This is a genomic window from Stenotrophomonas sp. YJH_SMC_82, assembly GCF_059368875.1.
This window is the reverse complement of record NZ_JCAFSE010000003.1, coordinates 462,007-487,421: the sequence shown is the minus strand read 5'-3', so window position 1 is coordinate 487,421 and position 25,415 is coordinate 462,007. Positions and strand designations below refer to the sequence as shown.

The window sequence follows — 25,415 nt, the reverse complement described above, 5'->3', positions numbered from 1 at the left end:
GGATTTTCAAATGTCGAGTTCGCAGCACTTGGAGTATGGAGACGGCGGTGATGAGAACCAAGGATCTGCCAACCTCCTGGAAGATAAATATAGAAAGCAGATGCGGCAAATTTATCCGCAGAAGATTGAGCTTCCTATATCAACGCTCCAGCAAATGATATCTGATCAGATTACACTCAATCCCGAATTCCAGCGTCGCGGCCGCTGGGACAATAAGCGGAAATCTCGGTTCATCGAGTCGCTGATCATGAACGTGCCGGTCCCCCCTGTGTTTTTGGGAGAGGATGAATACGGGTCGTACGTTGTGTTGGATGGTCGGCAGAGACTCACCGCCCTGCACGAATTTCTCAGTAATACCTATGAGCTTGAGGGTCTAACTGTTTGGTCCGAGTTAAACACTAAGCGCTACGTAGATCTCGTAAAAGAGGGTCTTCATAAAGCGCTCACCAGGCGATTCATTCCTGCAATTCTCCTTCTAAAAGAATCATCGCCCGAGGTCAAGTATGACGTATTTGATCGCCTAAATACTGGTGGCGTGCGCGCAAATGAGATGGAAATTCGAAATGCCGTCTTCCGAGGCGGCTTTACTACTTTGCTGCATGATCTTTCTGGTTCAACAACTTTCAGAAGGCTCTGGGGAATCCCCACTGACCAGCATAAGCTTGAAGACGATCCTATCTACAGCGCAATGGAAGATGTAGAATTTGTGCTGAGGTTTTTTGCTGTACAGGATGCCGGTGCGATCGACGGCCGTTTCAAAGATTACCTAAGTCTTTATCTAAAGCAGCGCAACGAGGCCTATGGAGCTGACGCGGGCTTGGTCAATCAGGATCGACACCTGTTCGAACGCGCAGTGTCTAACGCCGCTAATCTTCTAGGGGACGAGGCCTTCATGCGCAAGTCTAAGGACGGCAAGGATCGACGCTCCGCGCCTCTGTCAGATGCAATTCTCTATGGAATGGCGCGCATAGACAGTACATTGATTGTGGACGGTGATCAGGCGCTTGCCCGAGAGGCAAAGGACGCCCTACTGACTGATCCCGCCTTCATTGGGGCTATTACCTCAGGAACGAACGGGAAGGGGGCAATCGGCCTTCGAACGAGTGCAGCTCGAAATGCATTTGAAGCGGCGCTCCCTCACGCTGCGAAGGCATGACATGGCATCCGGATTGAGGCTACAGTTCCGCACATTCAGCGAGGCAGCGAAACCGATCGCTGCTCTTATGGATGACGTTGACGCACAGGCATCTGCGGCGCTTCGAAACGGTGCCGTTCGAGCTAAGCACGTCGCCGTTCGAAGCGCGTCCCTGGTGTTGTTGAGCGGGTTCCTAGAGTCGTTCTTGCGGCAGGGCGCTGAGGCCTTTTTTTTGGAGCTTTCGAATAAGGGATTAAAGTACTCCCAGCTACCGCCCGAAATGCATAAAGTGCATTTTGTTCAAGGCCTGGATTGGATGGCAAAGCGTGCTGCGAGAAAGGGCGAGATTGACAGCGGCTTTGCTGACACGATTACCGCTCTGGCTCGAGTTTCAGAGCCGCCATCTAAGAACTTGGCGGCACTGTTGTGGGAAGCATTCGCCGTTACGAAAGGAAATCCGGGGCCAGAAGTTATAGCTGAGTACATGAGGAATTTTGGGGTGGCTGATGGCCTGCGAAAGATCGCAGTCGCAGGCAACATTGATCCCAATTTTCTCAGAGCGAGCTTGACTAGTTTCATCAAACTTAGAAATGAGTGCGCGCACACGGGAGCTGCAAAGGACCCCCCGCTACCTTCAGACGTTCGAGAGTACGTTGATCTACTGCGCCGACTGACCCTGGGCATCAGTCGTGTCCTTGAGAAGAGGGTGGCAGAGCTTTCTTCATGCCCATAGTCTACGCATTGACGTGCAATAGCCTCAGTCGCCGATACACGTGTTAGGGGACTGCCCCCCCCCTCTTACCCGCGATAAATCCTCCTAATCCCATGCCCCGGAGATGTTCGCTTCCGGCCAGAAGTGGACATCTGACCTACCCCATTAGATCTCGCCATTCCCCAACAATATGCTCACAGGTGGATGGCGTAGATGTAAAAGTCGTTATCGCGTTCCCATCCAAGCCCTTCGTAGAGTGCTTGAGCAGGGATGTTAGCTCGACCGGTCTGAAGCTCAACTCTACCTGCTCCGCGTCGGCGCGCTTGCTCGACCGCCTCGACCATGAGTGCTCGCGCCAATCCCGAACGCCGCGAGGGCTTGTTGACGTAGAGGTCGTAGAGAATGAAACTCGAACAAGTACTTACTGAGTCAAACAACGGATAAAGCTGGGTAAACCCCGCAACGCCCGTTCCTTCATTCTCGGCAACCAAAACTAATGAATCACCCTCAGATAGGCGCGACCGCATAAATCGCTTTGCTAAACCCAGGTCAGTAGGTTGCGCATAGAACTGGCGGTACTCATCAAAAAGCACCGCGAGTTGTTCAAGGTCAGCCACGTCTGCGACACGGACATTCACGCTCACTGCTTCACTCCTGAATAGGTGAGGAAATGGACCATATGCCTGGAAGCCTATCTGAGGCTACCGAGCTGCAGCCGCGTTTTCAAGGTTGCTTGGGCTGGCGACTAAAGCCCCAATCTTGAGCTCCCTACCGGCCCGACGACCCGGGGTAGCCACATCGCGTGCACGGCTAAAGCGTTCCGTAGAGATGGGGAAGGTCGGCGCGTTAGAAAGGGTCCGTCAATAGTCGTGGTCGCCATTGTCCCTCTATCATCGCCACCTACGGAGCCAACAACTCATCGCCGATGCCGAACGCCCCGACACGACGCCGCCTCTGTACCGCCCTGCTCACCGTAGGTGCTGGGCTGATTGTGCCTGGCGTCCGAGCAAGCAGGCGGCTGTCTGGGAGCCGCCAGTCGTTGACGGCCCTGCTTGAGGCTGAGCACCAGCCGGGAATGGCTGCAGTCGTCGTGGAGCGAGGACGGGTCGCCGAAACAGGCACTGCGGGACTGCGCAGGGATGCCAGCGCCGCGCGGGTCGATCGGCATACCGTGTTCGACATCGGCTCTATCACCAAAGTATTCACTGCCCTGCTGGTGTTCCGGCTCCGGCAGTGGGGCTGGCTTGATACGGACGCCCCTATAGGACGCTACCTGGATGCACTACCAGTGGCATGGGAGCCCATTACACTGTCGCGCCTGCTGAGCCATACATCCGGCATTCCGAACTATCTGAACGAGCGCAACTTTCTCGAATTGATGCCGATGGATCCTGCGCCTAGAGAACTATTGGCAATGGTCGGGAAAGCGCCCCTCGAGTTCGCCCCAGGAACACGATTCGCTTATTCGAATACGAACTACATACTGCTCGGCCTTGCCATTGAGCGGGTGACGGGCATGGACTACTGGCAGTTTCTGCAGGACGAAATCCTGGGGCCGCTGGACATGCGCGATGCCGGGCCTCGTCGCATCGGCGACCGCCGCAGCATTGCCCAAGGACACCTCTACCAGGATGGACATTGGCTCGATCCGCCCATCACCGCACCAGGCTCCGCCTGGGCTGCTGGAGGGCTGCTCGCCAGCATCGACGACATGGCACGTTTCGCCGTAGCGCTGGACCGGGGCGAGCTGCTACCCCATGCATTGCTGCGTGAGATGTGGCGCGGCACACGCCTTGCTGACGGTACTACAGCCAGCTGGGGCGCTGGCTGGGAGTTGGCTGAGGACGGCGACGTGGTGGGGCATGGCGGCGGAACCGCAGGCTTTACGGGATACATCCGACACGTTCCTTCGCTGCGGCGAACCGTCGTAGTGCTTGTCAATCGCGCCGGAGACATCGGCCCGCAGGGCATCGCTGAGCGCCTGGACCAGGGGTCGCGCGCAAGCAAGGGCTGAACCGCCCGGGTACCAACTCATGCTCGCTAGCAAGCCCAATTCAACCAGCTGCCACAGGTTGTCCCCAGCTTGAGAGTACCTCGCGGCAGGATCATCGCTCCAACGCCGCGGCTTGAATTGCCTTTCGATCAAGCTCGAATTCGAGTGCTTGGATAGCTCGGGACAGTGCTGTACGGGCGTGCTCTCCTGCCGCGTTCACAACAGCGGGGTCTGCTGACCGTGCTAGCGCCCTGAATGCCTTCTGCAGCCGGATGTTGACCTCCAGCGAGCCGGCCGCATCCCTGGAGATTGGTGTGAATGCATCCTCGAACATGTCGCGGACATCGAGGCACTGCACGTGCACACGCGCATAAAGCACATCACACGTCGCAGCGTCCCCAGCGTGGCTGGCCCATGCACAGAGCAGCCTGACACAGGTCCCGATGACGTCGATGCAGGTGCCAGGGTCGTTCACCGCAGGTGACATGGCTCGCTGGGCAATTTCCGCAAGCACGACCAGTCCGAACCGTGGGTCATTCTCAATGGAGCGCGCGTCACTGAAGGAAATGGCTGAGATCACTTCACTCTGCACGTCCGGAAGTGGATTTCCCTCGATGGCTATCAAGGGACGGGCCGGAGTTGCGAACGTACCCGGCTGGCAGAGCAGATGAACGCGCAGATCATGTTCCTGTGCAATGCCGTCGATCCGGGCGACGTCCACATGTTCAACGTAGGCAACCTGATCGCCAACCAGCAGTACCGCCCCCTCCCCTACCGGGACAGCACTGGCTCCGCCGAGCCGAGGCTCCGCGGCGCGGCGCTTCATTGCCGCTTTGGTCGCCCGCTCCACCAGATCGATGGTTTCGCCAACGCGGCCAAAGCGTGAGAACTGCTCGATAGCCCTGAGCAACGTCACTGTGATGACAATGATGACCGCGATGGTTGCCCCGAACAGCACAAGCCGGCCGCTGTCCCCGTAGATGCCGGTGCTGAGCGCGATGAGGCCCACGATCGAGAACAGGAAGGCACCAATGAAGGTGGCCAGCGCACCTTGGGCCCGGGTGTCTTCGATCAGCAGGCGGGCCGCGCGCGGGGTGGCGCTGCTGGACGCGGACCCGTATGCCGAGACCATGGTGGACAGCGAGAAGGTGGTTACCGTCAGCATCGACGCGGCAAGAATGCCAAGAATGTTGCCGACGGAATCTGCGCCGATCCGTGCGGCTAGGCCGACGGGAATGAGGAACTTCAGGAACGCGCCCGCCAACGCCGTGATGATGCCTAGGGCGCCATACAGGGTCGAGCGGAACCACATCCGCTTTGTAACTTTGCTGGCTGCAAGCCTCAATCTGGTGAGCATGGGCTACTTCCTGGGAAGTTCGACCATCAATAGCACGGCCGGGCGCCGAGGCCACGTCAACGCAGGGTCATGCCCGACCCAAGGCAGATGCCGCTACTCCGGGCGGCATCTGTGTGCAGATTCTACGAGCGCACCTTGTCCAGGAACTGACGGTGGCGCTCGTATTGATCGAGCACATCGTGGATGAGTTGAACCTTGGTCCATCCCATGACGTCGTAGTCCTGCCCGCCCTCCCGCAGATAGACCTCCGCACGGTAATGACGGGTACCCTCGCTGACCGGCCGACGGGGATCCTGCAGGGCGAACGTCGGCGGCTCATAGGGCTGGGGCCGTACCGAGTAGAAGAAGTCCATCTCCTCGCCATGGCCAACCTGCAGCCACGCACGACCATCCTCCTCCTTGGAGACTTGGACCGGCAGATCCTGCTTGCGCAGCTCAGCCGCAACCTCATCCAATGCCGGGATGACACGCTGCTCGATGAAGCCGGTCACCTCGATCTTCAACGGATTGTGCGCCAGCAGGCGCAGGCGCGCCCGCCAATCCTCGCTGGTACCCGGCAAGATACGTGCCTCGCGCAGGATCGAGCGCTTGGTTGCATCCAGATGCATGGCCTTCAGCAGTCCCCAGCACATCAGGATCATGACGATCGTAAATGGCAACGCACTGGCAATGGTGGCCGCCTGCAATGATTCCAAGCCGCCGGCCACCAGCAGGGCAATCGCAAGGCCGCCGACCAGCAGCGCCCAGAAGATCCGCTGCCAGACCGGCGATTCCTCCTCACCCTTCGAGGTAAGCATGTCGATTACCAGGGCACCGGAGTCCGCTGAGGTTACGAAGAACAGCGCAACCAGGATGACCGCCAGCGAAGAGGTCAGCATGGTCAGCGGCAGGTGCTCCAGGAACTCGAAGAGCGCCATCGAGCTGTCGGTTGAGACCGCCTGCACCAACTGCTGGATGCCCTCCGCCCGCACCATGTGCAACGCGGTGTTGCCGTAGATGGTCATCCAGAGGAATGTGAAGCCAAGCGGCACAAGCAACACCCCCACCACGAACTCACGGACGGTGCGTCCACGTGAGATGCGCGCGATGAACATGCCAACGAAGGGCGACCAGGCAATCCACCAGCCCCAGTAGAACAGCGTCCAGCCACCCAGCCAACCCGTGGGTTCGTAGGCATAAAGGTTGAAGGTCATCGAGAACAGCTGGGAAACGTACATGCCGGTGTTCTGCACCAGTGCCTGCATCAGGTGCACGGTGGGTCCACAGACCAGCACGAAGGCCAGCAACGCTGCCGCCAGGATCATGTTGAGCTCGGACAGCCTGCGTACGCCGCTGTCCAGGCCAGCCACGACCGAGCCGGTCGCCACCAGTGTGATGACGGTGATCAAGCCAACCTGGACGAGCGTACTGACCTCCAGGCCGAACAGGTAGTTCAGGCCGGCGTTGATCTGCATGACGCCCAGTCCCAGCGAGGTGGCCAGGCCGAAGATGGTACCCAGCGCGGCAAACGTGTCTACGGCATGTCCCAACGGGCCGTGGATACGGTCGCCGATGAGCGGATACAGCGCGGAGCGGACACGCAGCGGGAGATTGTGTCGGTACGCAAAGTACGCCAGCGACAGCGCAACCACCGCGTAGATCGCCCATGCGTGGATGCCCCAGTGGAAGAAGGTGATGCGCATTGCCTGGCGGGCAGCGGCGGCGGACTCAGGCGAACCAACCGGCGGCGTGGCGTAGTGCATGATGGGCTCGGCAACGCCGAAGAACATCAGACCGATGCCCATGCCGGCAGCGAACAACATTGCGAACCAGGAGCCGTAGCTGTAGTCCGGCGTACTGTGGTCAGGGCCGAGCTTGATGCGGCCGTAACTGCTGATGGCGACGCCGACGACGAAGACCAGGAAGCCGGCTACTGCAAGGATGGTGAACCAACCTGCATCATTGGCGGCCCATGACTTGGCCGCGGTGAACCACCGCGTGGCCATTTCGGGCGCGAAGGCGGCAAGCGCCAGCAGCGCGATGACGATGGCTGCCGTGGGAATGAACACCTGCGAAAGGATCCGCTGGCGAACGGGGGGATGTTGCGGAGCCGTGCTCTGCATGGATACCTCCGTGTTATTGGGTGGAAAAACCTGCGGCTTGCGCGAGGCCGATCAGAAGTAGAAGCCGATATTGAGGTTCAGCCGCGAATGCCAGCTGGAAAGGCCTCCTTCGTCGATGCCGATACCATCACCACCGGCAAACCACATGTTGCGGCCAGCGATCCAGTCGACATAGGTGAGCATGATGCCTTTCTGCAGGCTGCAACCGGTCACGTTCTGCCACGAATCACGAAGGCCAGCGCGGTGCCCGACCGGGCGGGTCATGCTGAGGTTGTTATAGCAGGTGATGTCATCCAGCCAGCCCTTCTGGCCGAACGAATAGGCGATGTTGGCGCTTGGCACATCCGCCTGCGCTGCAACCTGGAAGGGGGATTGGAACGCCGACATTGCGATGCGATCTCCGGGCACGTCATACCGGTACCGCGCCCACTGCAACTGCGCGGTCCAACCATCGCGCTGCCACTGTGCGTGGAGTGCCGCGCCCTGATGACCGTAGTGACGCCGTGTCTGAGTGTTCTGCACCTTGCCAGCAAACGCTGATGCGCCCAGCAACAGTTGGCCGCCGCCCCAGTCGCGCGCGCTCTCCACGCGTGCATGCAGTCGTTGCCGCTCGCGATACGGCAACGCCTCGGTCTGCGCGACATCAAAGGAGTAGCGATCGTAGCGAGCCCCGGACCCGTATTCGTCTCCGGAGAACCAGCCAAGATGCCAAGTTGTGCTGCCGCTGCGGTGAATCACCACAAGGCCCGGATCGTAATCATCCTCGATGCCCAGGTAGTAGCCGGAGCCGAACCAGAAACTCTGCGAAACGGTGGGGAGCAGCCCGAACGGGACTTGCTGGATACCTGCCTTGAGCTGGGTAGCATCGGAGAACTGCCAGCCCGCGTAGGCGTGATGCACGGCATCGAAGCCATCGTACCAGCGGTATTGGGCAGAGAAGGAAAACGGTCCGGTTCCAGCGTCAAGGTCTGCACGCATCAGTTCAAGCTGAAGGCGGCTGGTCGGCCCGTAGTCGAGCCAGCCGTAATTGAACCTTACCGCACCACCAAGCTTGAAGTAGGAATCGCCGTTCCGATCAGGTTCGGATGCCTCTGTGGGTAAGGAAACGCTGGCGAGCAAGGCAATGGCAATAGAGGAAATTACTCTCACGATCGGGCTATCTGCCTCCGAGTTCCACATGCGAAAGCGCGCCAGTGTAACGTTGCATGTTGTGAAGAACGCGTCGGCCGACGGCCGACGCAGTGCAGTCCCGTGTCATCAGGGGTGGAAAGTGTTCCCAGCGAACGAGGCGATCTTTCCGTCAGATGTCGGCAACGATCAAGATGTCAGCGATTGACGTCGACCACGATGCGTCAGGTTTGCTCAGCAATCCGTGCCGCAGCTCGCCGTGTTTTTGCCGTGTCGCTTGGCTTCATACAGTGCCTGGTCCGCTCTTGCGAGCCACTCTTCAGCACTGGTCGTCGTGGGCGCGGCGGCAATGCCGATGCTCACGCTCAGGTCCAGCATTGTGGCATCAATGCCCATATCAGCGTGGAGCAGGCTCCTGATCTTCTCTGCCAGCAGCATGGCCTCAGCCGGCGTCTGCCCGGCGAGCAGAAGCGCGAACTCATCTCCGCCCAGGCGTCCCGGTGTGTCGCCAGGGCGTGACACGCTGCGCAGGACCGCGGCTATACGACGCAGTGCTTCATCGCCAGTGCGATGGCCCAAGGTATCGTTGATGCGCTTGAAATCATCCACGTCCAGCATCAGCAGGCAATCCCTGCGGCCCAGAGCGCGCCCCGCTTCGATCATCTGCTGAGCGCGGTGCATGAGATAGCCGCGATTGGCCAGTTCCACCAGTGGATCCATTCGGCTGAGTCGCTGCAACTGCCGATTCTGTGACCTGACCCGGCGCGCAAGACGCCAACTCAGTGCACTCAATCCGATCCCGTAGACAAACAGAAACGGAAGGCTGAGCAGGAATGTTCGGGAAGAAGTGGCCGGCTGCCAGGGCGTGCCCATAGCAAGCCATGCAGCAAGGAAACCGAGCAGAAGCGCAGCCGTGGCCTTCAGCGCCAGCCGTGTACCGCCGGCCGCGATCTTGTCTGCCACCAGCAGCGCAGCGAAGAGCGCGCTGGGCACAGCGCTGACAGCCATGAAGGCGATCCATGCCCCGCCCAGCAGCGAGTCGACAACCATGCAACGGAATTGCACGACAGCGGGCCGGGCGGCGTGCCGTGTCAGCAGCTGTGCAATGGCCGGCCAGACCAACGCATTGACCAGAAGAAACACGCATGCCGACCTGCCCATGCTGCGCTCCAGGCCCACCGATGCAATGGGCAGCGCAGCCAGCGAGGCGCCCACGAAGCGCATCCACCCAATCCGGCGGGCAGCCCCCAGGCCCTCAACCGCAACCTCGTCCGAATCAGTGAAGAATGGCATCGCTTCCCTCACCCGTGTCCATGATGTCCCCAGGCGCCCTTTGCTCCTGCGCAGTCTGTCCCTTTGCTGTCAACGGCAGGTCAACGCAGGCTGCGGCGGCTTGTATCGCTCCCGCCCGAGGTGACAGCGCCCGACCTCAGCGACCCCTCAATCTCGCCGGTGCAGTGCGATACGGACAAACCGCGGCGTTCCTCCAGCCAAGCGGACAGCATGGGCAGCGGCATCGGTGGCGCGAAGAAGTAGCCCTGGAAAGATTCGCAGCCCAGCGAGATCAACAGGTCGCGTTGCTCCGCCGTCTCGACCCCTTCCGCCAGCGCGCTCATGTCCATCACCTGGGAGATCTCAACAATCTTGCCCAGCAGACGTTGAGCACTCTCCTGGGTGGCGACCTCCTGCACGAACTGCCTGTCGATCTTCAGCTTGCGAATGGGCAGGGTCCGCAGTGTGGACAGGGACGAATAGCCCGTGCCGAAATCATCCAGTGCCCAGGTCACGCCCAGTGCCTCAAGATCAAGCATTCGGTCGATCATCTCTGCCGTATCAGTGGATAGTGCGGATTCGGTGAGTTCCAGTTCCAGCAAGGCTGGGTTGATTCCGCTTTGATTGACCAGCTTGGCTACCGAGGGGACGAATGCCTCACCCAAGAGTTGAACCGGACTGATGTTTACGGCCACCCGCATGCCACGCGTATGGACGTGCCCGGACCATCCATCGAGCAGTTCGCAGGCCTGTCGAAGTACCTCCAGCCCTATCTCGTTGATCAATGCGCTTTCTTCGGCCAGCGGTATGAACGAGTCTGGCGATAACAGGCCCGCCGACGGATGCCGCCAGCGAACCAGTGCTTCAACGCCGATCACGTCGGCGTCGACATGCACCTGTGGCTGGTAGTGAACCTCTATCTCACCGTTGCGCACTGCGCGTCCGAGCTCACGCTCCAGGCGCAGGCGCTTGCCGATATCCAGTCGGTAGATGCCGAAGATCGCCGCCAGAAGCACCATGGAGATCGCTGTGTTGAAGCGTGCGCCCCAGTGGCGAACCTCTACTGGCGGTGAGATGCCAGGTGCAATTCGATCGAGTGCCCCCAGCGCAAACGCTGCAAACATTGCCAGGCAAAGCAACGGAAAGACCAGGGAGCCATAGCGTTCGCGCGCTTCGAATGTGAAAGCAGCACCTGCGGCCAAGGGCAGAAGGAACAGGTGAACCGAACGTGGCACGCCTGCAATGGGCGCATCAATGGCCGCAATCGCACACACAGCTGCCAGCACTCCGTGGGCGACGATCAGAATTGATGTGCCGTCACTGCGCTTGCTTCGTAGCAGCGCGAGGATGCCGACGGCTATCAAGCCAACAAACACAATGGATAGTTCGGCCCGACCGAAGTACAGGTAACAGGATGTCCAGGCCAGGCCCAGGCAGATGCAGGAGATTCCTGCGAGGGACAGTATGGCCGACACCTTGTCGCGGCGAGCTGCGCCTTTGAATTTCAGGACCCCAAGCCCAGCGTGTACCGCGCCATCCCTCATCACCAGAGGCTCCTCTGACTGCCCATCCACTAGCCTGAATCCGCCCGTGCTTGGCAATGGCAGCTCAGCCTTTGGAGGGCGTCACGTGCTGGAGCGAGGCGGCATGCCGGAGAATATCAAAGCAACGCAGGACACCCAAATGTCGGTTATTTGGCGCATGCCGCAGCATGTAGGGCAGCAGTGCAGTACACCTGACGGCCCTGCCAGGCGCGGTCACCTGGCAATCAGCTGTCAGTGGCGCCTTGATACGCCGAGCCTGCTGGCCAGCTCACCTTCACCTCAAGCCCGCCCAGTTTCTGAGAGGTGCCCAGCGTCACGCCCGCGCCGTGGGCATCGGCCACCTCCCTGACAATGGACAGCCCCAACCCGCTGCCCTGCACCCGGCTCCCCAGCGTTCGGTAGAAGCGGTCAAAGACGCGATCGCGCTCTTCCTTGGCGATGCCGGGACCGCTGTCGGCGACGATGAGAAACACCCTGCCCTCCTCCTGCATCACGCAGACATTCATGCGACCGCCGACGGGGGTGTAACGCACGGCGTTCTCCAGCAGGTTGCGAACCAGCGCGCTCAGCGCGGCCTCATCACCCCTGATCTCCGCGCTGTCCAGCTTCAGTTCGATGTACTGTCGATTTACGGAAAGGATAGGACGCAGCGCATCCACCTCCATGCCGACCAAGCCATCCAGGCTCAGGCGCACCGAAGTCAATCGGGATACGGCTTCTGCGCGGTTGAGTGTGAGCAGCTGCGAAGCAAGGCGCTCCAGCCGCGCCACTGAGTCGCTGACCATCTCCTGTGCGCGAACCCTTCCTGCATCATCCGGCGCCATGCGTGCATTGTCTGCATGCACTTTCAGCGCACTGATCGGTGTGCGCAACTCGTGTGCGGCATCGGCTACAAACCGCCGCTCACGCGCCAGTGCCTCGTTCAATCGCCCAAGCAGACCGTTCACTGCCTGCACCAGTCCTCGCGCCTCGCGCGGCACGTCAGCCGCGTCCAGTGGCGACATGCGCTCGGGATCACGCCTGCCGATCTGGTCCGAGACGCTCTGCAGCGAGCGGGTCACGTAATTGACGCTCCACCAGATCACCAGCGCCATCAGTGGCAGCGCCAGCAACAACGGCAGCAAGGTGCCTCCTGCAATATCTTCGGCCAACTCTTCGCGGATGTCCGACCGCTCGCCAGACTGGAACCATCGGCCCCCACGGGTCTGCAGCGTGAAGGTGCGCCATTGTTCGCCGTCGATCACGGGACTGGCGTACCCGGCCACCAATGAAGCCAGTGGCCGGGTGGGAGCACTATCCGAGCGGAGCAACAGGCGCTGCTTCGCGTCCCACACCTGGAAGGCAAGCTTGCTCTCGTAGGCATGTCCATCGCTGAACGCAAGCGCGTCGCCCACGCCTTCAGCGTGCCCGTGCCAACCATGCAGCACAATGGGGTCGCCCGGAAACGCAGTCAGATCACTTAGCGGCTCATCTACCAGGCCCATCAGTACCCGCGTGGACTGCACCAGCCGGGCATCGAACATTTCCCCCGCTTCCTGTAGGCCGGCGCGATAGCTGAAGAATCCAGCCACGGCCATCAGAACCGCCAGGGTACTCAGCAGGGTCAGCAGCAGGGTGCGTCGCATCGACCTCATGCATCCGGCTCCGGCGACTGCCCCAGCGCATACCCGATGCCTCGCACGGTACGCACGATCGCAGGGTCGACCTTGCGCCGCAGCTGATGCACATGAACGTCCACCGCGTTGCTGGCGACGTCCTCATCCCAGCCGTAGAGGTGCTTCTGGATCGTTTCTCGCGCCATTGGCCGCCCGTTCTGCTCCATCAACAATCTCAGCAGCGCGAACTCGCGGCGGGTCAGATCCAGCGTCCGTCCTTTCCATCGCGCCTCCAGCGTCGCCGGATCAAGATGGAGGTCACCGGCGTCCAGCGTGGGATGCGAACGTCCGCTGCTGCGCCTGACGAGCGCGCGGACGCGTGCCAGCAGCTCGGCGGTATCGAAGGGCTTCCCGAGGTAGTCATCTGCTCCAACGTCCAGCCCGAGCGTACGGTCGGCCGGGCGTTCACGGGCACTGAGGACCAGAATCGGCACCGGGTTTGCCGCCGCCCGAAGGCGGCGGATCACTTCGATGCCGTCTACCCGTGGCAGACCCAGATCGAGCACCACCAGATCAAAATCCCCATCCTGCGCAGCCAGGAGTGCGGCCGTACCGTCTTCCACCCAGTCCACGGCGAAGGCGCCCCGTCGAAGTGCGGTCCGGATGCCTTCACCCAGGGAGCGGTCGTCTTCGACGAGGAGGATGCGCATGAAGGCAGTGTCCAGTCGCGGACTTCACTTTGCAAGATGGCCCATCACATCGTGCAGCTTGGCTTCGATCTCATGCCGGCGGCCGGCATCGGCCACATCCCTTCCTGGCCGGGCTGGTGCTGCCAGTGCCTTCTGCAGCGCCGCCTGTGCTGGGCCCCACTCCTTCTGATCGCGCAGGAAGTCGCCGTAGAAATAGTTGGCATCGATACCATTGGGGTCGATATCCAGCCCCTTCTTCAGCATCTGCCGCGCCTGATCGTCATCCCCGAAGCCCAGCGGCCACCCCGGAACCTGGTAGTAGAGCGCGCCCAGACTGGTATACGCCGCACCATCCAGGGCCCGGGGATCCAGTTTCAGCGCGGCCTCGAAATCGGCGCGGGCCTGCTTGACCAGGCTGAGTGCGCCCATGCCACCTTTTTCGCCCGCAAGGCTGGACAGCACGATGCCCTCCCAGATCAGCGCACCGGCATCCCTGGGGGCCGCTTGCCGGGCTTGCGCGGCCTGCTTGGACAGGGCCATGAACGCCGCCTCGCGCTGCGGCTTGGGCGTCTGGTAGTTGATCTGGGCCCAGCGGTCACGGATCTGCGCCACCGGCACTGATGGTTCGGCAGCCACAGCGACCCCGACCAATACGGCGGCGGCAATAAGAATGAGATAGAACATGGTCTTACCCTGCGTGCGCTTCATGGGAGGTGTCCTTGCTGGGAGGGGATGCGGAAGAACTCGCTGCGGTGGTGCCACTGCTGGCGTGGCGCCTGACGATGGGTAACTGTTTGCGGAGGCTACGGTCCACCAGCTCGGGCAGCAGGCCGTTCAACCGGGCGAACAGCCGCTCTGGCCAGCCAATCTGCAAGCGCGGATTGCCAGAGCGCAGTGCCTGCAACAAGGCCGTCGCGACCTTCTCGGCCGAGTCGTGGGAAACGCCCAGTTCAGCGTTCATGGCATCCACGGCGCCGCTGTTGAAATCGGTGCGGGTGGCGCGTGGTGAGAGGTACTGGAACTTGACTGTGCTGCCGGCATACTCGCGGCCCAGTCCTTCGACCAGGCCGCGCAATCCGAACTTGCTGGCGCTGTAAGCGGCAAAACCCGGGAAGGCCAGGCTGCCGAACGTCGAGCCGAGAACGGCCACGCTGGCGTGCGACTGCCGCTCCAACAACGGCAACAAGGCGCGGATCAGCAGCATGGAGCCAACCAGGTTGGTCTGCATCAGCTGCTCCAACGCCTGTTCGGTCTGCGCGCCGAACAGTCCGAAGGCGGCGCTTGCATGGCCTACGACCAGCACCGAAGGCGGCCTGGATAGCGCATCGATTTTCGCCAGCAACGTGCCGCGGCCCGCCGCCGTGCCGATATCGGCAACGACCGGTATGACACCCCCTTCCGGCAACGTGTCGGTGAGCGCCTGCAGCCGATCGCGGCCCCGCCCCACCGCCACGACCTGCGCGCCCTCGCCCACCAGGCCGCCGCAGAGCAACCTTCCGATTCCGCCGCTGGCTCCGGTCAGAACGACCGTACGTCCACGCAGGTCCATCAGGCCGCCTCCGCCATACGCGCACCGCCACTGCGCAGGGTGCGGAAGATATCGCCGTACAGCACGTAGAAGCGGCGTGCCGCGTGGACAACGGCCTGCTGGTCGCCAGGATCATCCAGCCTGTCCATCAGCGATTTGAAGAAGCCGACATGCTCGATATCGAGATCGCCATGCGAAAGCAGATAGCTGAAGGCGTTGCGCGGAAGATCCAACGACGTCTGCAGGGTGTTTGCAGCCTGCGTTGCCAGCGCCACACTGGTGCCCTCCAGCACCAGTACCATGCCAAAGAAGCCCACAGGGTTCCCGCGCTGGATGGTGTCGTAGGCGTAGCTGACCATGAGTTCGGTGGCCAGTGCGGGTTCGGATGTTGCAGCAGCGGACCGATCACCACCGGCAGCTGCAATATCGTCCAGTACCCATTCCTGGTGGCCCATCTCTTCTTCGATGTACTCACCGATCGCGGTCCGCAGCCATTCCAGGCGCGCAGGCAGGCGCGAGCCACAGGCCATCAGCAGCGGTACCGTGTGGCGCACGTGGTGGTACGCCTGCTGCAGGAACGCCAAATAGTCGTCGCGGTCGATGCGGCCCGCCAGTGCATCGCCGATGATGGGAATCTCCAGCAGCGACTGGCGCTCGCTGGCGGTCTGGGCAAGAAGGTGATCGTGGAAGCTCATGCAGGGTCTCCGATGGTGCTGAACGCAGGGCGCCGGTAGGCGGCGTCGATCTCTGCCTGGTAGTGGGCGAGGATGGCCTCGCGACGAATGCGACCATTGGCGGTCAACAGGCCGGCGTTCGCACTGAATGGCGCGACGGTGACGTAGCGCGCGATGCGCGCGTAGTCGGGCAGGCCGGCGTTGATGGTGGACAGCGCCGCGTCGAGCGCGCCGGAGCCCTGCTGCGCGATGCGCGGAACCAGCAATGCCAGGTTGTCGGCCTGCCCTTCCCCCCAGACCAGGGCCTGCGCGATGGCCGGGTGCGAAAGCAGTTCGCTCTCCACCCATTCGGGCGACACGTTGCGGCCAAACGCCGTGATGAAGACGTTCTTGCGCCGCCCAGTCACATGCACGAAGCCGTCGGCATCGATGTGTCCCAGATCACCGGTGTGGATCGGCCCCTCCGGCAGCGACTCGTCGCCCAGATAGCCCAGTGCACGCGCGCCGGACACCACGATTTCTCCGTCCACGATCTGCACCCTCACGTGTGGAAGGGGCCGCCCCACCGTGCCATCGCGCTGGGCACCAGGACGATTCAGGCACACCACCGACCCACACTCGGTCAGGCCGTAGCCTTCGAACACCGGCAACCCCAGGTGCCGTGCCCGCGACAGAAGACCGGGAGAAACCCGGCCTCCCCCAACGGCCAGGTATCGCAGTGATGCTGGCAGTTCAGCGCCCTGCTCTGCCGCCATGACCAGGGCCAGAAGCAGCTGCGGCACGAGGATGATGCTCTCGGGGCGGTAACGATTGAGGCAGCTCAGCAGCATGGGGATATCCAGCCCTGCTGCGCCGGTGTAACCGATCTCCTGCAGGGACGGCAGCGCGATCTCGGCGCCCGACAACAACGCCGCATACAATCCTGCGACGTTCTCCAGGAGCGTCGACAGCGGCATCAGGCACAGATGCCGGCGTGGTGCGATGTCACCTGCGGCGTCTGCCAATGACGCGGCGGTGGCCATCAACGTTCCGGCAGAAAGGCATACGCCGCGCGGGCGCCCTGTGCTGCCCGAGGTGTAGGTCACGCAGGCCGTGCCAAGCGGCAGGGTACTGCCAGCAGGAGCGTCCAGGCCTAAGCCGTGCGCACTCAGTGTCGGCAACGCCATTGGTGCGGCCGTGATCCCGCACGGCGGCGGCGCGCCCTCCGCCAGCACCAGCAGCTGGGCACCGCTGGTCTGCAGTGCGTGCTGCACTTGTTCATCCGAGAAGAAGGTGGGCAACGGTACGTGCACCACTTCGGCAATGCGAAGGGCCAGGTCGAGCACCACCCAGTCGGGGCCGTTGTCCAGGCGACTGGCAACGCAGGTGATACCTGTCCGCTGCAGCCACTGTGTCAGTTCCATTACGCGAGACCGCAGCTCGGACGCACTCAGCGTCTCCTGAGCGGTCAGCACTGGCTGGCTATGCTGCTGCAGCAGGCGCAGGACGTGCTGTGCATCAACACTCATCCGGCCACCCCCACGGAACTGGCCGTATCCATTGGGTCTATCGAGCAGGCCTTTCCGCTAAGAAAGGCGATGCCTTCGCGGGTATCGCCGCACATCACGCGCGGTTGCGATTCATAGTAGCGGCCCCAGTCGCCCGCGCTGTCGCCCATGCGCTCGGCACGCGCGGGCACCAGTTCGAGCGGTGCCAGATGCAGACGGACGAACGCGTTGCGCAGCTGTTGCGTCGCCACAAACATCACCCAATCCACATCGGCGGCGCGCAGAACCCATGCCAGCTGCAAGATCAACTCGCGTGCGATGCCCGCCGTCGTGGCCGCAAAGTGGCCCACCTCGGCGATCTGTGCTCGTTGAGGCGCACTGGAAAGATGCTGCGCCAGCACGGCCTCGACGGGCGCATCCAGATAGTGCTCCACAAACAGCGGGCCACTGTCTGCGTGTCGAAGCCCGACTGCCGCCACCAGTGCGCCCTGCGAATCGCGGTAGGCCAGCAGCTGTGGCATGAACTCGCGGATCTCCGCGCCGAAGCGCTGACGATAGGTCTCGGCGATGAAGGACTGCACCTGACCACGCAGCGGATGATCAGGCCCGATGAGGGTTGCTTCGGCAAATCTGCCCGGATGCGGGGCCATGGGAATCGGCGCTGGGATCATGTCCATGGGACAGCATCCTGAATCGCACCGATTAAGGCAGAATTAGGCCGTTGTTAGCCGATTGTTAGTCATTTGATCGGATTTCGTTTTCAGGCTCGGCTGCTAACCCGGTCTCTTGATCTAGAGAACCAACGCGAGCGTCAGTGCGACGACCAGGGCCAGCGTCACCAGGAAGGAGCCGAGTACAAAGCCAAATGCCTGGAGGTACCCCGTGCCGTTCAGTGCTACGAAGGTGCGCGTGCGCGCCCACAAGTACCATGCAACTGCCAGCGCTCCGATCCCCACACCCCAGCCATGCGCAATGTCTCCACCAGCAGAGCCCGCTGCCTGCGAAACTGCAAGCAGAATCACAAACGGGCACGCAATGAACGCCTGTATGGAAAAGGGCTCCCGTAGCGTGTCGCGGTTGATGGGCAGGCGCTGTCGCCACAGCGTGCTTAGCGCCGCCCCCAGGGCGAAGATGCAGAAGGCCGCCGAACGGGTGAGCAGCAGCCCCTGCTCGCTTCCAAACAGCAGCTTGCCCACCGGTCCTGATACTGCGAGGGGGGCGGTGCGCGTAGACATTTCCAATGCGTGCGCCAGCACCACTGACAGAATCAACATCAGCACAGGGCTGATGGCATCGGCGAATCGATGTTCCGGATCCTTGGAGAATTCTCGACGCGTGTAGTGCGCTACCTCGCCCGGCTGCGCCAGCACTCTCCACAGGGTCCGCGGATAGAACACCAGCCACCCTACGAGTTCATAGAGGAACTCCTCGAGCGATCGCAGCAGTCTGATGAGATCCATAAGCGCGCCCGGTCCAATGGTTGAAGGTGAGCTTACTCTCCCAGCCGCCCGGGCCCGAATGAAGTGCAGCTGTAGGCCAAACCATTGCGGTAGGCCTTGCTGAGTCGAGTCCCCGCCAGGACATTCGCGCCGGCACCAACGGGTGAAGTCAACTTGAGGATTCTTAACAATTTATGCTGTACGCTGGCCGCACTTGGCTCCTCTTGGGCGCGAATCCTTCGCCTCCGTGTCTAGCCCCTGACCGGCACGACACATGACCTCTCCAGCTGCTTTTCGGATCCTGAGGATCCGTCCTTTGCTGCGCCTCAACGGAACGATCGAGCGCGTCGAGACGCTTCAGGCCAAGTGCGGCGCATGTGGGGACGAGTCACGCATGTTTCGGGGATGCGGACTTGTCGATGTAGATGGTGGCGTCGAACTGACTTGCCCAGCCTGCAGGGTGACGGGGATCTTGTCCACTGACCGGGCATGGAGTCTCTGGGGGGAACAGATGAGGCAAGACAGGGTGCTGGCGCTGGCAGGGCTGACGCCGGACGATCTGGATCTGATTTAGGTCCGGGTTCACCTCTTGGTACCCGCGCCGAAGCCGCCGGAAGTCGGACGCCGGCAACCCTACGTCCTGCGTGCTTTTCGAGCACAGCCGCTTGAATCTCGCGAGCTGAAGAAAGCGCATACTCCTGACTGCGCCACAGTCTGGAGGGCCATCACGTGCCCCGGGGTCGCGCAACGGCAGGTGCCTGCCCGTTGCGTGATCATGAAGTTCCGTTGCGCCTTGCTCAAGCATCAGCCGCAACACTTGGCCCTCGACGTCGGCGAAACACTTAAATGCTCTGGATTCGTGCATTTTGCTCGCTGAAACAGCCATTTCCGGGGCGCAACAGTACAAACAAGTACCAAGATTGCGAAATCGTATATTCGCCGGATCTTGGCCTTTGTTGGCTCTGCGTGGCAATGGCTGGGCGTTGGCTCGGAGCCGACCCAACTAAAGGTGCTACGCCGCTCAACTTACTAGCGCTACTTTTCTGAAGGCGGCGCCCCTGTCAAGTAAGCAACGCACTTAGTTGGCGGGCGACTAGCTCAATTGGAGGAACTCGGGCGAGTCGATTCGTCCTTCGGAGGCGATCGTGCCAGGTAAAAGTGCTACTTCCTCGTTTTGTAGCAGCATGCGCGCTCGACACGGGCACGAATCTGAGCCAACTCGGGCTAGATCCAGGGAAGTAAGCGACGTTAGTTGGATCCGATCCGGTAAGTCCCCGCTCGCCGGGTACACCGTGACGAGGAGCGTTAGTTGCAGGTCCGGTGCTGGATCGGGTCGCCCTCGCTCTGCAGGACTGGCTCGACGCAGCCGGGATCACTGAAGGGGAGATTTTTCGGCGGCTATGGAAACAGCGCGTGGGCCCTGCCCTGTCCCTGGCCTCCGTTGCCGAGATCGTACAGCGACGGGCGCGTCTGGCGGGTCTGAAGGGGAGATTTTGGCGGGCACAGTCTGAGGTCGGGGTTCGTAACCGAAGCGAGTCGCCGAGGCGTGGCGCTGCCTGCCATCATGCAGTTGACCGAGCACCGGTCGGTGTCGAGCGTGGTGGGCTACTTCCAGACAGGCGGGGCCACGGCGAATCCCGCCGCTCGTCTTTTGGAGGACGATTAGGAGTGGCGAAGAGAGTGGAATTCGAAGTAACGCCCCTAACCTAACCCGCCGAATTGTGTCCTGCTGAGTGTCTGGGTAGCATGCGTCCCCTTGGCGATTCAGATCAAGGAACTCGCCCCGCGATCTCAAACGGTGTCGAGCCTCACTCAATAAAGCCTCTGGTTCTCCACCTGGCGCGAACAAAGCTACCGAAATCGTAATGGTCTCCCAGAGAGAGCTTGTCCGCGTGATCAGACACGATGATCTGTGGCATCACGCCCGTTGCCTTTGCCGTCTGGTCGCAGAACTTGGCGAGCTGGGTAAACATGTTGTTCACCTCACTCATATCTTCGTCAACTCGTGTCTCACGCCGGGACTGCTTGGCCAAATCTTCCGGATCAAATTGCTCTCCGTCATCCAACGACGCCGGAAAGTAGACCTGGGTTGGCTGATCCAGGAAGAGAACGGGTGGGATCTTGCAATTGGCTTCAGCCGCGAATTGAGCATGCAAGGCTAAAAAGAGCGCCAAGTGTGAGTAGAGCCAGTTCGCACCACTTCCCATCGACCGAAGATAGACCCGGCTCGTATCGTCTTGCTGATACCAAAGCTCAAAGGTCTCGATATCAAAGCGCAACCTCGAAGGCTTGTAGGTGCTTTCAAAGCCAAACCGATCGCCGAACATGCATAGCTTGGCATTGATGCTTTGGCTCAACGCTGCAAGCCTCTGCTCAATCTTGTAGTGCGCCAGCAGCTGACCGAGTCGACTAACTTCTACGGACAAGCGTGCGGCCTGCTCGGACAATTCCGACTCAGGCTTGTCCAATTGTTCCTGGATTGCAATTTCAAGTAACAGTTTCGCCTTAGTCGCCTGCTCGTCGATGGACCCCGACGATTTAAGCCTTTCGGCCTCCTCCTCGATGGGCTGCATTTCAGCAATGATCGAACGCAGCCGTCCATCGATGATGCCTATCTGTTCTTGAACCTTTCGCCCCTCTGCTGCAAAGCTTTCGCGCGCGTAGGTCGACAGTGTGAGCTCACCGTTGAGCCAGTTGATGGCGTCTACGAGCCGATTGGCCTCAGTTGCCGCTAACGCCGTCTCGGATGCACAAACAGGACAATGGGCTTCAAAAAGCTCAGTCGAAGCAGGCAGCCGATCTGCCCTCGAATCCAAGCTAAATTGCGTTGCGGAACTCACCGACTCTGTGACCAGCCTCAGCTGGGCTTGCAGCTGGCGCTTCTCAAGAAGTGCCTCAGCCCGCCTGCGGTTAAGCGCCTCCTTTCTGAACTCGATCTGATCAGACAGCACATCAATTCTGACCTTCCGCCCGGAAATTTGATGGAGCATCTCGCGTGGGCGCGCATGAATCTGCTCTGGGGTTGCCTCGATCAGGTCTACCCCGGCCAAAGCCTTGAACTGCGCGAGGAGTTCCCGGTATTTCCCTATAGCAGTGGCTTTTCGTTCGGCTTGCTTTGGGATCTGAGCTTGAACTCTCCTTAGCTCATTTCTGGCAATTTCTTGCTCTTTCAGGAGATCGAAATAGGCCTCATCGACCAAGCCCATGAATATCTTGAAGTGGTTGATCGCTTGGTCGCGTTTTTCCTTCTCATCAAACCGATAAAAAATCGCGTGCTTATTGGCGACGAGGTTCTGATGTTGAAGCATGAACGAAGAGAAGCTTCGCACAGACGGAGTGGCAGCCTTCTTCCGGCCAGCGAGCTTGGAGTATGGATCCTCATCGATGTTTTCTAGCGTAATTGAGAAGTAGCGGCCGAGACTCTTGATGAAATCAGCCAGCGGCATGAAGTGCTTCTCAGCAAAAAAAGCCGCTGACTGCTTGATTAGCGCTAAGAGTGCATCAGGATCAGTGCCTTGCTGTTCAAGCAGGAAGCATCGATTGGAATTCTTTTTGCGTGCAGTTACCAAAAAATACCCATGGAACTGCCAGACCACAAAGAACGTCTCTGCTCGCTCTGTGATGATTCCAACCGGGATCGTATCTTCACGACTTCCCAGGCAGTAGTCAAAAATCTCAAGGATTGCGCTCTTGCCAGTCGAGGACTTGCCCGTAATGACATTAAGGCCCCGCTCGAACTTGACATGGTGCAGATCGCCGTCTGTGTCAACGACACCGATGTAGCGGACAAAGCATTTCATAGCGACTTGAACCCCAACATCCTGTAGATGGATACGACATCCGCCTCCGAAAAGATCAAGGACAGCCGGCGAGCCGCATCCAGGTGCTTCTGGACTGCATTGATCCCACGAACTTCACCGACGGACTTCACCGCCAACGCGTCAGTGATCTCAATCCTGCGCTCGGCATTTAAAACGAGCAGCGCGGCATGAGTCAGCGCCTTGAACCGAGCGGTGTTCTGGACTAGGCCCACAAGTCTGGACTGCTCGTGACAAAGAGTGCGCAGGCTGCTTCGACTATTTGCGGCGAGGAGGTATTTTTGCATCGCCGGAAAAAGAACCATAGGAAGAACCAAGTAGCTCAGCAACAGATCGCGCTCACGAAGCGCCGCCTCATCGTAAAACTGGTGAATAACTGGCGCCAGCGCAAATGGCGAGCGTTGAAGCGTATAAAGATGTTCAATGGCACCTGGCATCATTCCCAAAGCCTCCACTGGAAGTCGCTAGGCGAGCCCAGCGCATCCTGATCGGCCAAGAGATGGTAGATGCCGTTGCGAAAGGCAACCGGTGTTTGATCAAAGCTCCCAAATCCCGTCACCGGTCGAGCGCATGTGTCGTGATAGAAAGCGCATGACGCCCTTTGTCGCTCTGGATGGGTTAGCGATGCGTCACTCCGATAGATCAGAGCTAGGCGGGAAGAACAATGCAATCTCAGGTGATCGTTGCTGTATCTCTCAACATCCTCCTGCGATGTCGCACCGTCTTTATAAAGCTCGACGATGAACTTCTCAGCAGACAGACGATCGATTGTGGCCTGTTGAATGACGACCTCACCCGCTCCGATCTCGTCCAACTTCTTGACATACAAACGATCGCGCACAATGGCCTCTTGCGCCTCCAACCCCAACTCTCGTTCGTCAAGGCACGGAAATTTGACAGTGCCGATCATGTATCGCTTGGTGAGATCAGCGAACTTCGTTGTGAACTGAGATCCTTTGAAACTCCATCCGCTAGTCATCTTCATTGCATTGGTCATGAACCCGAAAAGATCATCCAGAAACTCATCCTGTCGATGAGGCAGCACGGCCCTTAGGTGTTTCATCTTGTATTGATCGATCAATCCCAGAAGGTCTGGCTGCTTAGTGATCAATTTCACCTTGGCCAACACTTGCTTCAACACTTCCCGTACATCCGGCCTCATAACGAGCCTTTGAAGTTTCAGAACACCTGGAACATGTTGCTGTTCTGACTTCTTGGAATTAGACCCGTTGCCTTCTGCAACGCCACCACTCCGGGATGCGGATCGGTCCTTATGCCTCTTTTCAGCTTCTTGATGGATGCGCTCCAACGTCACTAGACGCTGATCCGCATCCATTTCGTTCCATCGTTCTAGCGCAGCCCGATCGCCAAACTTCTGCGTTGTCAGCAACACCAAAGAAACATAGCTCTCCTGCCGAAAATCGGAATTCAACCAATTGTTGAGCGTCTTCCAAATGTTCTCGTGACTATCAGTCAGATCGCCATGGTAGTCCTTGACCTCAACTTGCTCTCGCCCCTCGACCGTGACGTCTCCATACACCTCGATCCAGAGAACGTCATCGGGTTTTAGTGTATGACAATAGTCGATGGCTACGTGCACCTGATATTTGAGTGCTTCTGAGAGCCGTGTGGCATCGAAGGGGAGCTTGCCACCTGGGAACAGCTCGCCTTTGGGGAGTGCCAACTGGCCAGGTGCGACCAGCGGCAGCAGCCCTTGACTAGGCGCGCTACTACGCTCTGATGACATGAAAACAGCCCCCTGTTTTATCAACTCCGAATCTTACCAACGATGCATCGCGAAAATCCACTCCCAGGCTACGCCCATACCTTTATGCATCGTGATGCGCAGGGTTGATGGTGATTAAGTGTTGTCAACGGCGACTTCGCCACATGGATGAGGCAAGAAGATGGCCTTTGTCGCGCAAGAATGGCACTAAGAAGGTGATCGAGCATGGCCCAGCCGTCCCTCCCTAGGCGTCACATTTGCTTGCAAGCGCCGCCTTTACCTCCATCAAAGCGAAATCTAGCGTCTGATACACCACCCGAACGGCTGTGGCATAGCCCACAGCAGCTGTGAAAAGGACAAGGAAGAGCCCAGAAGCTGCAATCAGGGGAAAGATGCTCGCCTCGATGACCTCAGGCGAAGTGCTTGGCGAGAAGATACGTGCACCAGCAAACCAAAAAAGCGCGCCCCAGACGATACCGGCGAACACATTGAAGCGCGCTAAACGCTCCATAGCTTGGATCTTCACGAGCTGCACACTAGCGGACAGTCTTTCCAACTCATCCTTGTCGCTGATTTTTTTAACGATAGCCGCAGCAAGCGCATCGATGGCCTTACCGCTGACCCCTGCCAACACTGTGCGGCTTGGAAGTCCGAAGTAGACACACAGCATCGCAATGGTCAGCGCCGCGAATGCCATTGCGGCGCTGAAGGCATGTTCGAACAATCGAAGGTATATGGCCATGATAAGCGCCAGGACCAAGGCCCAGACAAGACGCTTCCAGAGAATCCCAAGACCGCTAAGGATTAGCCACGGACCGACCAAAAGCTCTTCCGATAGCGCGCGAAACGCATCATCCCGCTTTCCGAAGGGTGTGCTTCCTACGACCACGTGTTCCGCGAGCTGAATCACCGTTCTGGCCCTATCAAACTCCATCTTATGACTACTCCTGATCTCACAACGTTGTAGGCAACGCTGGCCTGAACTCTAACATCACGCCGACGTGCTCGGCCTGCGGGGCTTCAATTGCCGTCCACCTCCTTGCTCAATGCGGCTTCAACGTCATCACAAACAACCACATGCGGCGGCGCTTAGGCACAGCCCATTCTGAAACTCTTCTCCAACGCCTGGCGGGCCCTGTCAATTTGCCCGGAGACCTCTAAAAATGCCTGGATCTAGTTTACGGGGGGGGGGGCGACACCACGTTCGTACTGGATC

General features: G+C 60.0%; 21 protein-coding genes and 1 pseudogene. 4 read left to right on the top strand and 18 right to left on the bottom strand.

Annotation, left to right across the window (positions count from 1 at the left end):
* Window positions 1-10: 10 nt before the first annotated feature.
* Window positions 11-1,156: a DUF262 domain-containing protein gene (locus tag AC5P53_RS14975; protein ID WP_241886823.1), complete on the top strand. Its 1,146-nt coding sequence runs from the start codon at window positions 11-13 to the stop codon at window positions 1,154-1,156.
* A 1-nt stretch (window position 1,157) separates the two neighbouring features.
* The gene (locus AC5P53_RS14970; RefSeq protein ID WP_241886824.1) at window positions 1,158-1,868 is read left to right on the top strand and encodes an MAE_28990/MAE_18760 family HEPN-like nuclease; all 711 of its coding nucleotides are present in this window, start codon (window positions 1,158-1,160) and stop codon (window positions 1,866-1,868) included.
* 173 nt (window positions 1,869-2,041) lie between these two features.
* Here the strand turns inward: AC5P53_RS14970 and AC5P53_RS14965 are convergent, their stop codons facing one another.
* Window positions 2,042-2,491 carry a GNAT family N-acetyltransferase gene (locus AC5P53_RS14965; protein WP_241886825.1) on the bottom strand — a complete coding sequence of 150 codons (450 nt, stop codon included), beginning with the start codon at window positions 2,489-2,491 and terminating at the stop codon, window positions 2,042-2,044.
* Window positions 2,492-2,772: 281 nt separating this feature from the next.
* On the opposite strand from AC5P53_RS14965, the gene AC5P53_RS14960 reads away from it, so the two are divergent.
* Window positions 2,773-3,861 (top strand): serine hydrolase domain-containing protein, encoded by a 1,089-nt coding sequence (locus AC5P53_RS14960; RefSeq protein ID WP_495227450.1) that lies wholly within the window; start codon window positions 2,773-2,775, stop codon window positions 3,859-3,861.
* A 91-nt stretch (window positions 3,862-3,952) separates the two neighbouring features.
* Here AC5P53_RS14960 and AC5P53_RS14955 read toward each other — a convergent pair whose 3' ends face one another.
* The 13 genes from AC5P53_RS14955 to AC5P53_RS14895 form a co-directional block, all read right to left on the bottom strand.
* Window positions 3,953-5,197: a DUF2254 domain-containing protein gene (locus AC5P53_RS14955; protein ID WP_111150519.1), complete on the bottom strand. Its 1,245-nt coding sequence runs from the start codon at window positions 5,195-5,197 to the stop codon at window positions 3,953-3,955.
* A 122-nt stretch (window positions 5,198-5,319) separates the two neighbouring features.
* Window positions 5,320-7,299 carry a choline BCCT transporter BetT gene (locus AC5P53_RS14950; RefSeq protein WP_241886827.1) on the bottom strand — a complete coding sequence of 660 codons (1,980 nt, stop codon included), beginning with the start codon at window positions 7,297-7,299 and terminating at the stop codon, window positions 5,320-5,322.
* Between the two features lie 51 nt (window positions 7,300-7,350).
* Window positions 7,351-8,478, bottom strand: coding sequence for a hypothetical protein (locus AC5P53_RS14945; protein WP_241886828.1), 1,128 nt, complete (start codon window positions 8,476-8,478; stop codon window positions 7,351-7,353).
* A gap of 183 nt (window positions 8,479-8,661) precedes the next feature.
* The gene (locus tag AC5P53_RS14940; protein WP_241886829.1) at window positions 8,662-9,651 is read right to left on the bottom strand and encodes a sensor domain-containing diguanylate cyclase; all 990 of its coding nucleotides are present in this window, start codon (window positions 9,649-9,651) and stop codon (window positions 8,662-8,664) included.
* Between the two features lie 149 nt (window positions 9,652-9,800).
* Window positions 9,801-11,243, bottom strand: coding sequence for an EAL domain-containing protein (locus tag AC5P53_RS14935; RefSeq protein WP_241886830.1), 1,443 nt, complete (start codon window positions 11,241-11,243; stop codon window positions 9,801-9,803).
* 224 nt (window positions 11,244-11,467) lie between these two features.
* On the bottom strand, window positions 11,468-12,856 hold the full coding sequence (locus tag AC5P53_RS14930) for an ATP-binding protein (RefSeq protein ID WP_241887020.1): 1,389 nt from the start codon (window positions 12,854-12,856) through the stop codon (window positions 11,468-11,470).
* 17 nt (window positions 12,857-12,873) lie between these two features.
* The gene (locus AC5P53_RS14925; RefSeq protein WP_495227449.1) at window positions 12,874-13,548 is read right to left on the bottom strand and encodes a response regulator transcription factor; all 675 of its coding nucleotides are present in this window, start codon (window positions 13,546-13,548) and stop codon (window positions 12,874-12,876) included.
* A 24-nt stretch (window positions 13,549-13,572) separates the two neighbouring features.
* On the bottom strand, window positions 13,573-14,235 hold the full coding sequence (locus AC5P53_RS14920; protein ID WP_309250475.1) for a tetratricopeptide repeat protein: 663 nt from the start codon (window positions 14,233-14,235) through the stop codon (window positions 13,573-13,575).
* Entirely contained in the window at window positions 14,216-15,076 is an 861-nt protein-coding gene (locus tag AC5P53_RS14915) for an SDR family oxidoreductase (RefSeq protein WP_133050544.1), read from the bottom strand. The genes AC5P53_RS14920 and AC5P53_RS14915 overlap by 20 nt, the downstream gene beginning before the upstream one ends.
* Window positions 15,076-15,750 carry an iron-containing redox enzyme family protein gene (locus AC5P53_RS14910; RefSeq protein ID WP_133050543.1) on the bottom strand — a complete coding sequence of 225 codons (675 nt, stop codon included), beginning with the start codon at window positions 15,748-15,750 and terminating at the stop codon, window positions 15,076-15,078. The genes AC5P53_RS14915 and AC5P53_RS14910 overlap by 1 nt, the downstream gene beginning before the upstream one ends.
* Entirely contained in the window at window positions 15,747-17,237 is a 1,491-nt protein-coding gene (locus tag AC5P53_RS14905; protein WP_495227448.1) for an AMP-binding protein, read from the bottom strand. The genes AC5P53_RS14910 and AC5P53_RS14905 overlap by 4 nt, the downstream gene beginning before the upstream one ends.
* Complete coding sequence (locus tag AC5P53_RS14900; protein ID WP_495202623.1) at window positions 17,234-17,893, bottom strand: thermostable hemolysin; 660 nt, start codon at window positions 17,891-17,893, stop codon at window positions 17,234-17,236. The genes AC5P53_RS14905 and AC5P53_RS14900 overlap by 4 nt, the downstream gene beginning before the upstream one ends.
* A 114-nt stretch (window positions 17,894-18,007) precedes the next feature.
* Window positions 18,008-18,676, bottom strand: coding sequence for a hypothetical protein (locus AC5P53_RS14895; RefSeq protein WP_241886831.1), 669 nt, complete (start codon window positions 18,674-18,676; stop codon window positions 18,008-18,010).
* A 1,296-nt stretch (window positions 18,677-19,972) separates the two neighbouring features.
* Here AC5P53_RS14895 and AC5P53_RS14890 point away from each other — a divergent pair.
* Window positions 19,973-20,321 (top strand): annotated as a pseudogene (locus AC5P53_RS14890) (tyrosine-type recombinase/integrase); the annotation flags it as partial.
* Between the two features lie 142 nt (window positions 20,322-20,463).
* Here the strand turns inward: AC5P53_RS14890 and AC5P53_RS14885 are convergent.
* From AC5P53_RS14885 to AC5P53_RS14870, 4 genes are all read right to left on the bottom strand, one after another.
* On the bottom strand, window positions 20,464-22,455 hold the full coding sequence (locus AC5P53_RS14885; RefSeq protein WP_495227447.1) for a DUF3732 domain-containing protein: 1,992 nt from the start codon (window positions 22,453-22,455) through the stop codon (window positions 20,464-20,466).
* On the bottom strand, window positions 22,452-22,913 hold the full coding sequence (locus AC5P53_RS14880; RefSeq protein ID WP_495227446.1) for a three component ABC system middle component: 462 nt from the start codon (window positions 22,911-22,913) through the stop codon (window positions 22,452-22,454). Before AC5P53_RS14880 ends, AC5P53_RS14885 begins: the two co-directional genes overlap by 4 nt.
* Window positions 22,910-24,220: a hypothetical protein gene (locus AC5P53_RS14875; protein WP_495227445.1), complete on the bottom strand. Its 1,311-nt coding sequence runs from the start codon at window positions 24,218-24,220 to the stop codon at window positions 22,910-22,912. The genes AC5P53_RS14880 and AC5P53_RS14875 overlap by 4 nt, the downstream gene beginning before the upstream one ends.
* 223 nt (window positions 24,221-24,443) lie before the next feature.
* On the bottom strand, window positions 24,444-25,133 hold the full coding sequence (locus tag AC5P53_RS14870; protein ID WP_495227444.1) for a hypothetical protein: 690 nt from the start codon (window positions 25,131-25,133) through the stop codon (window positions 24,444-24,446).
* Between the last annotated feature and the right edge of the window lie 282 nt (window positions 25,134-25,415).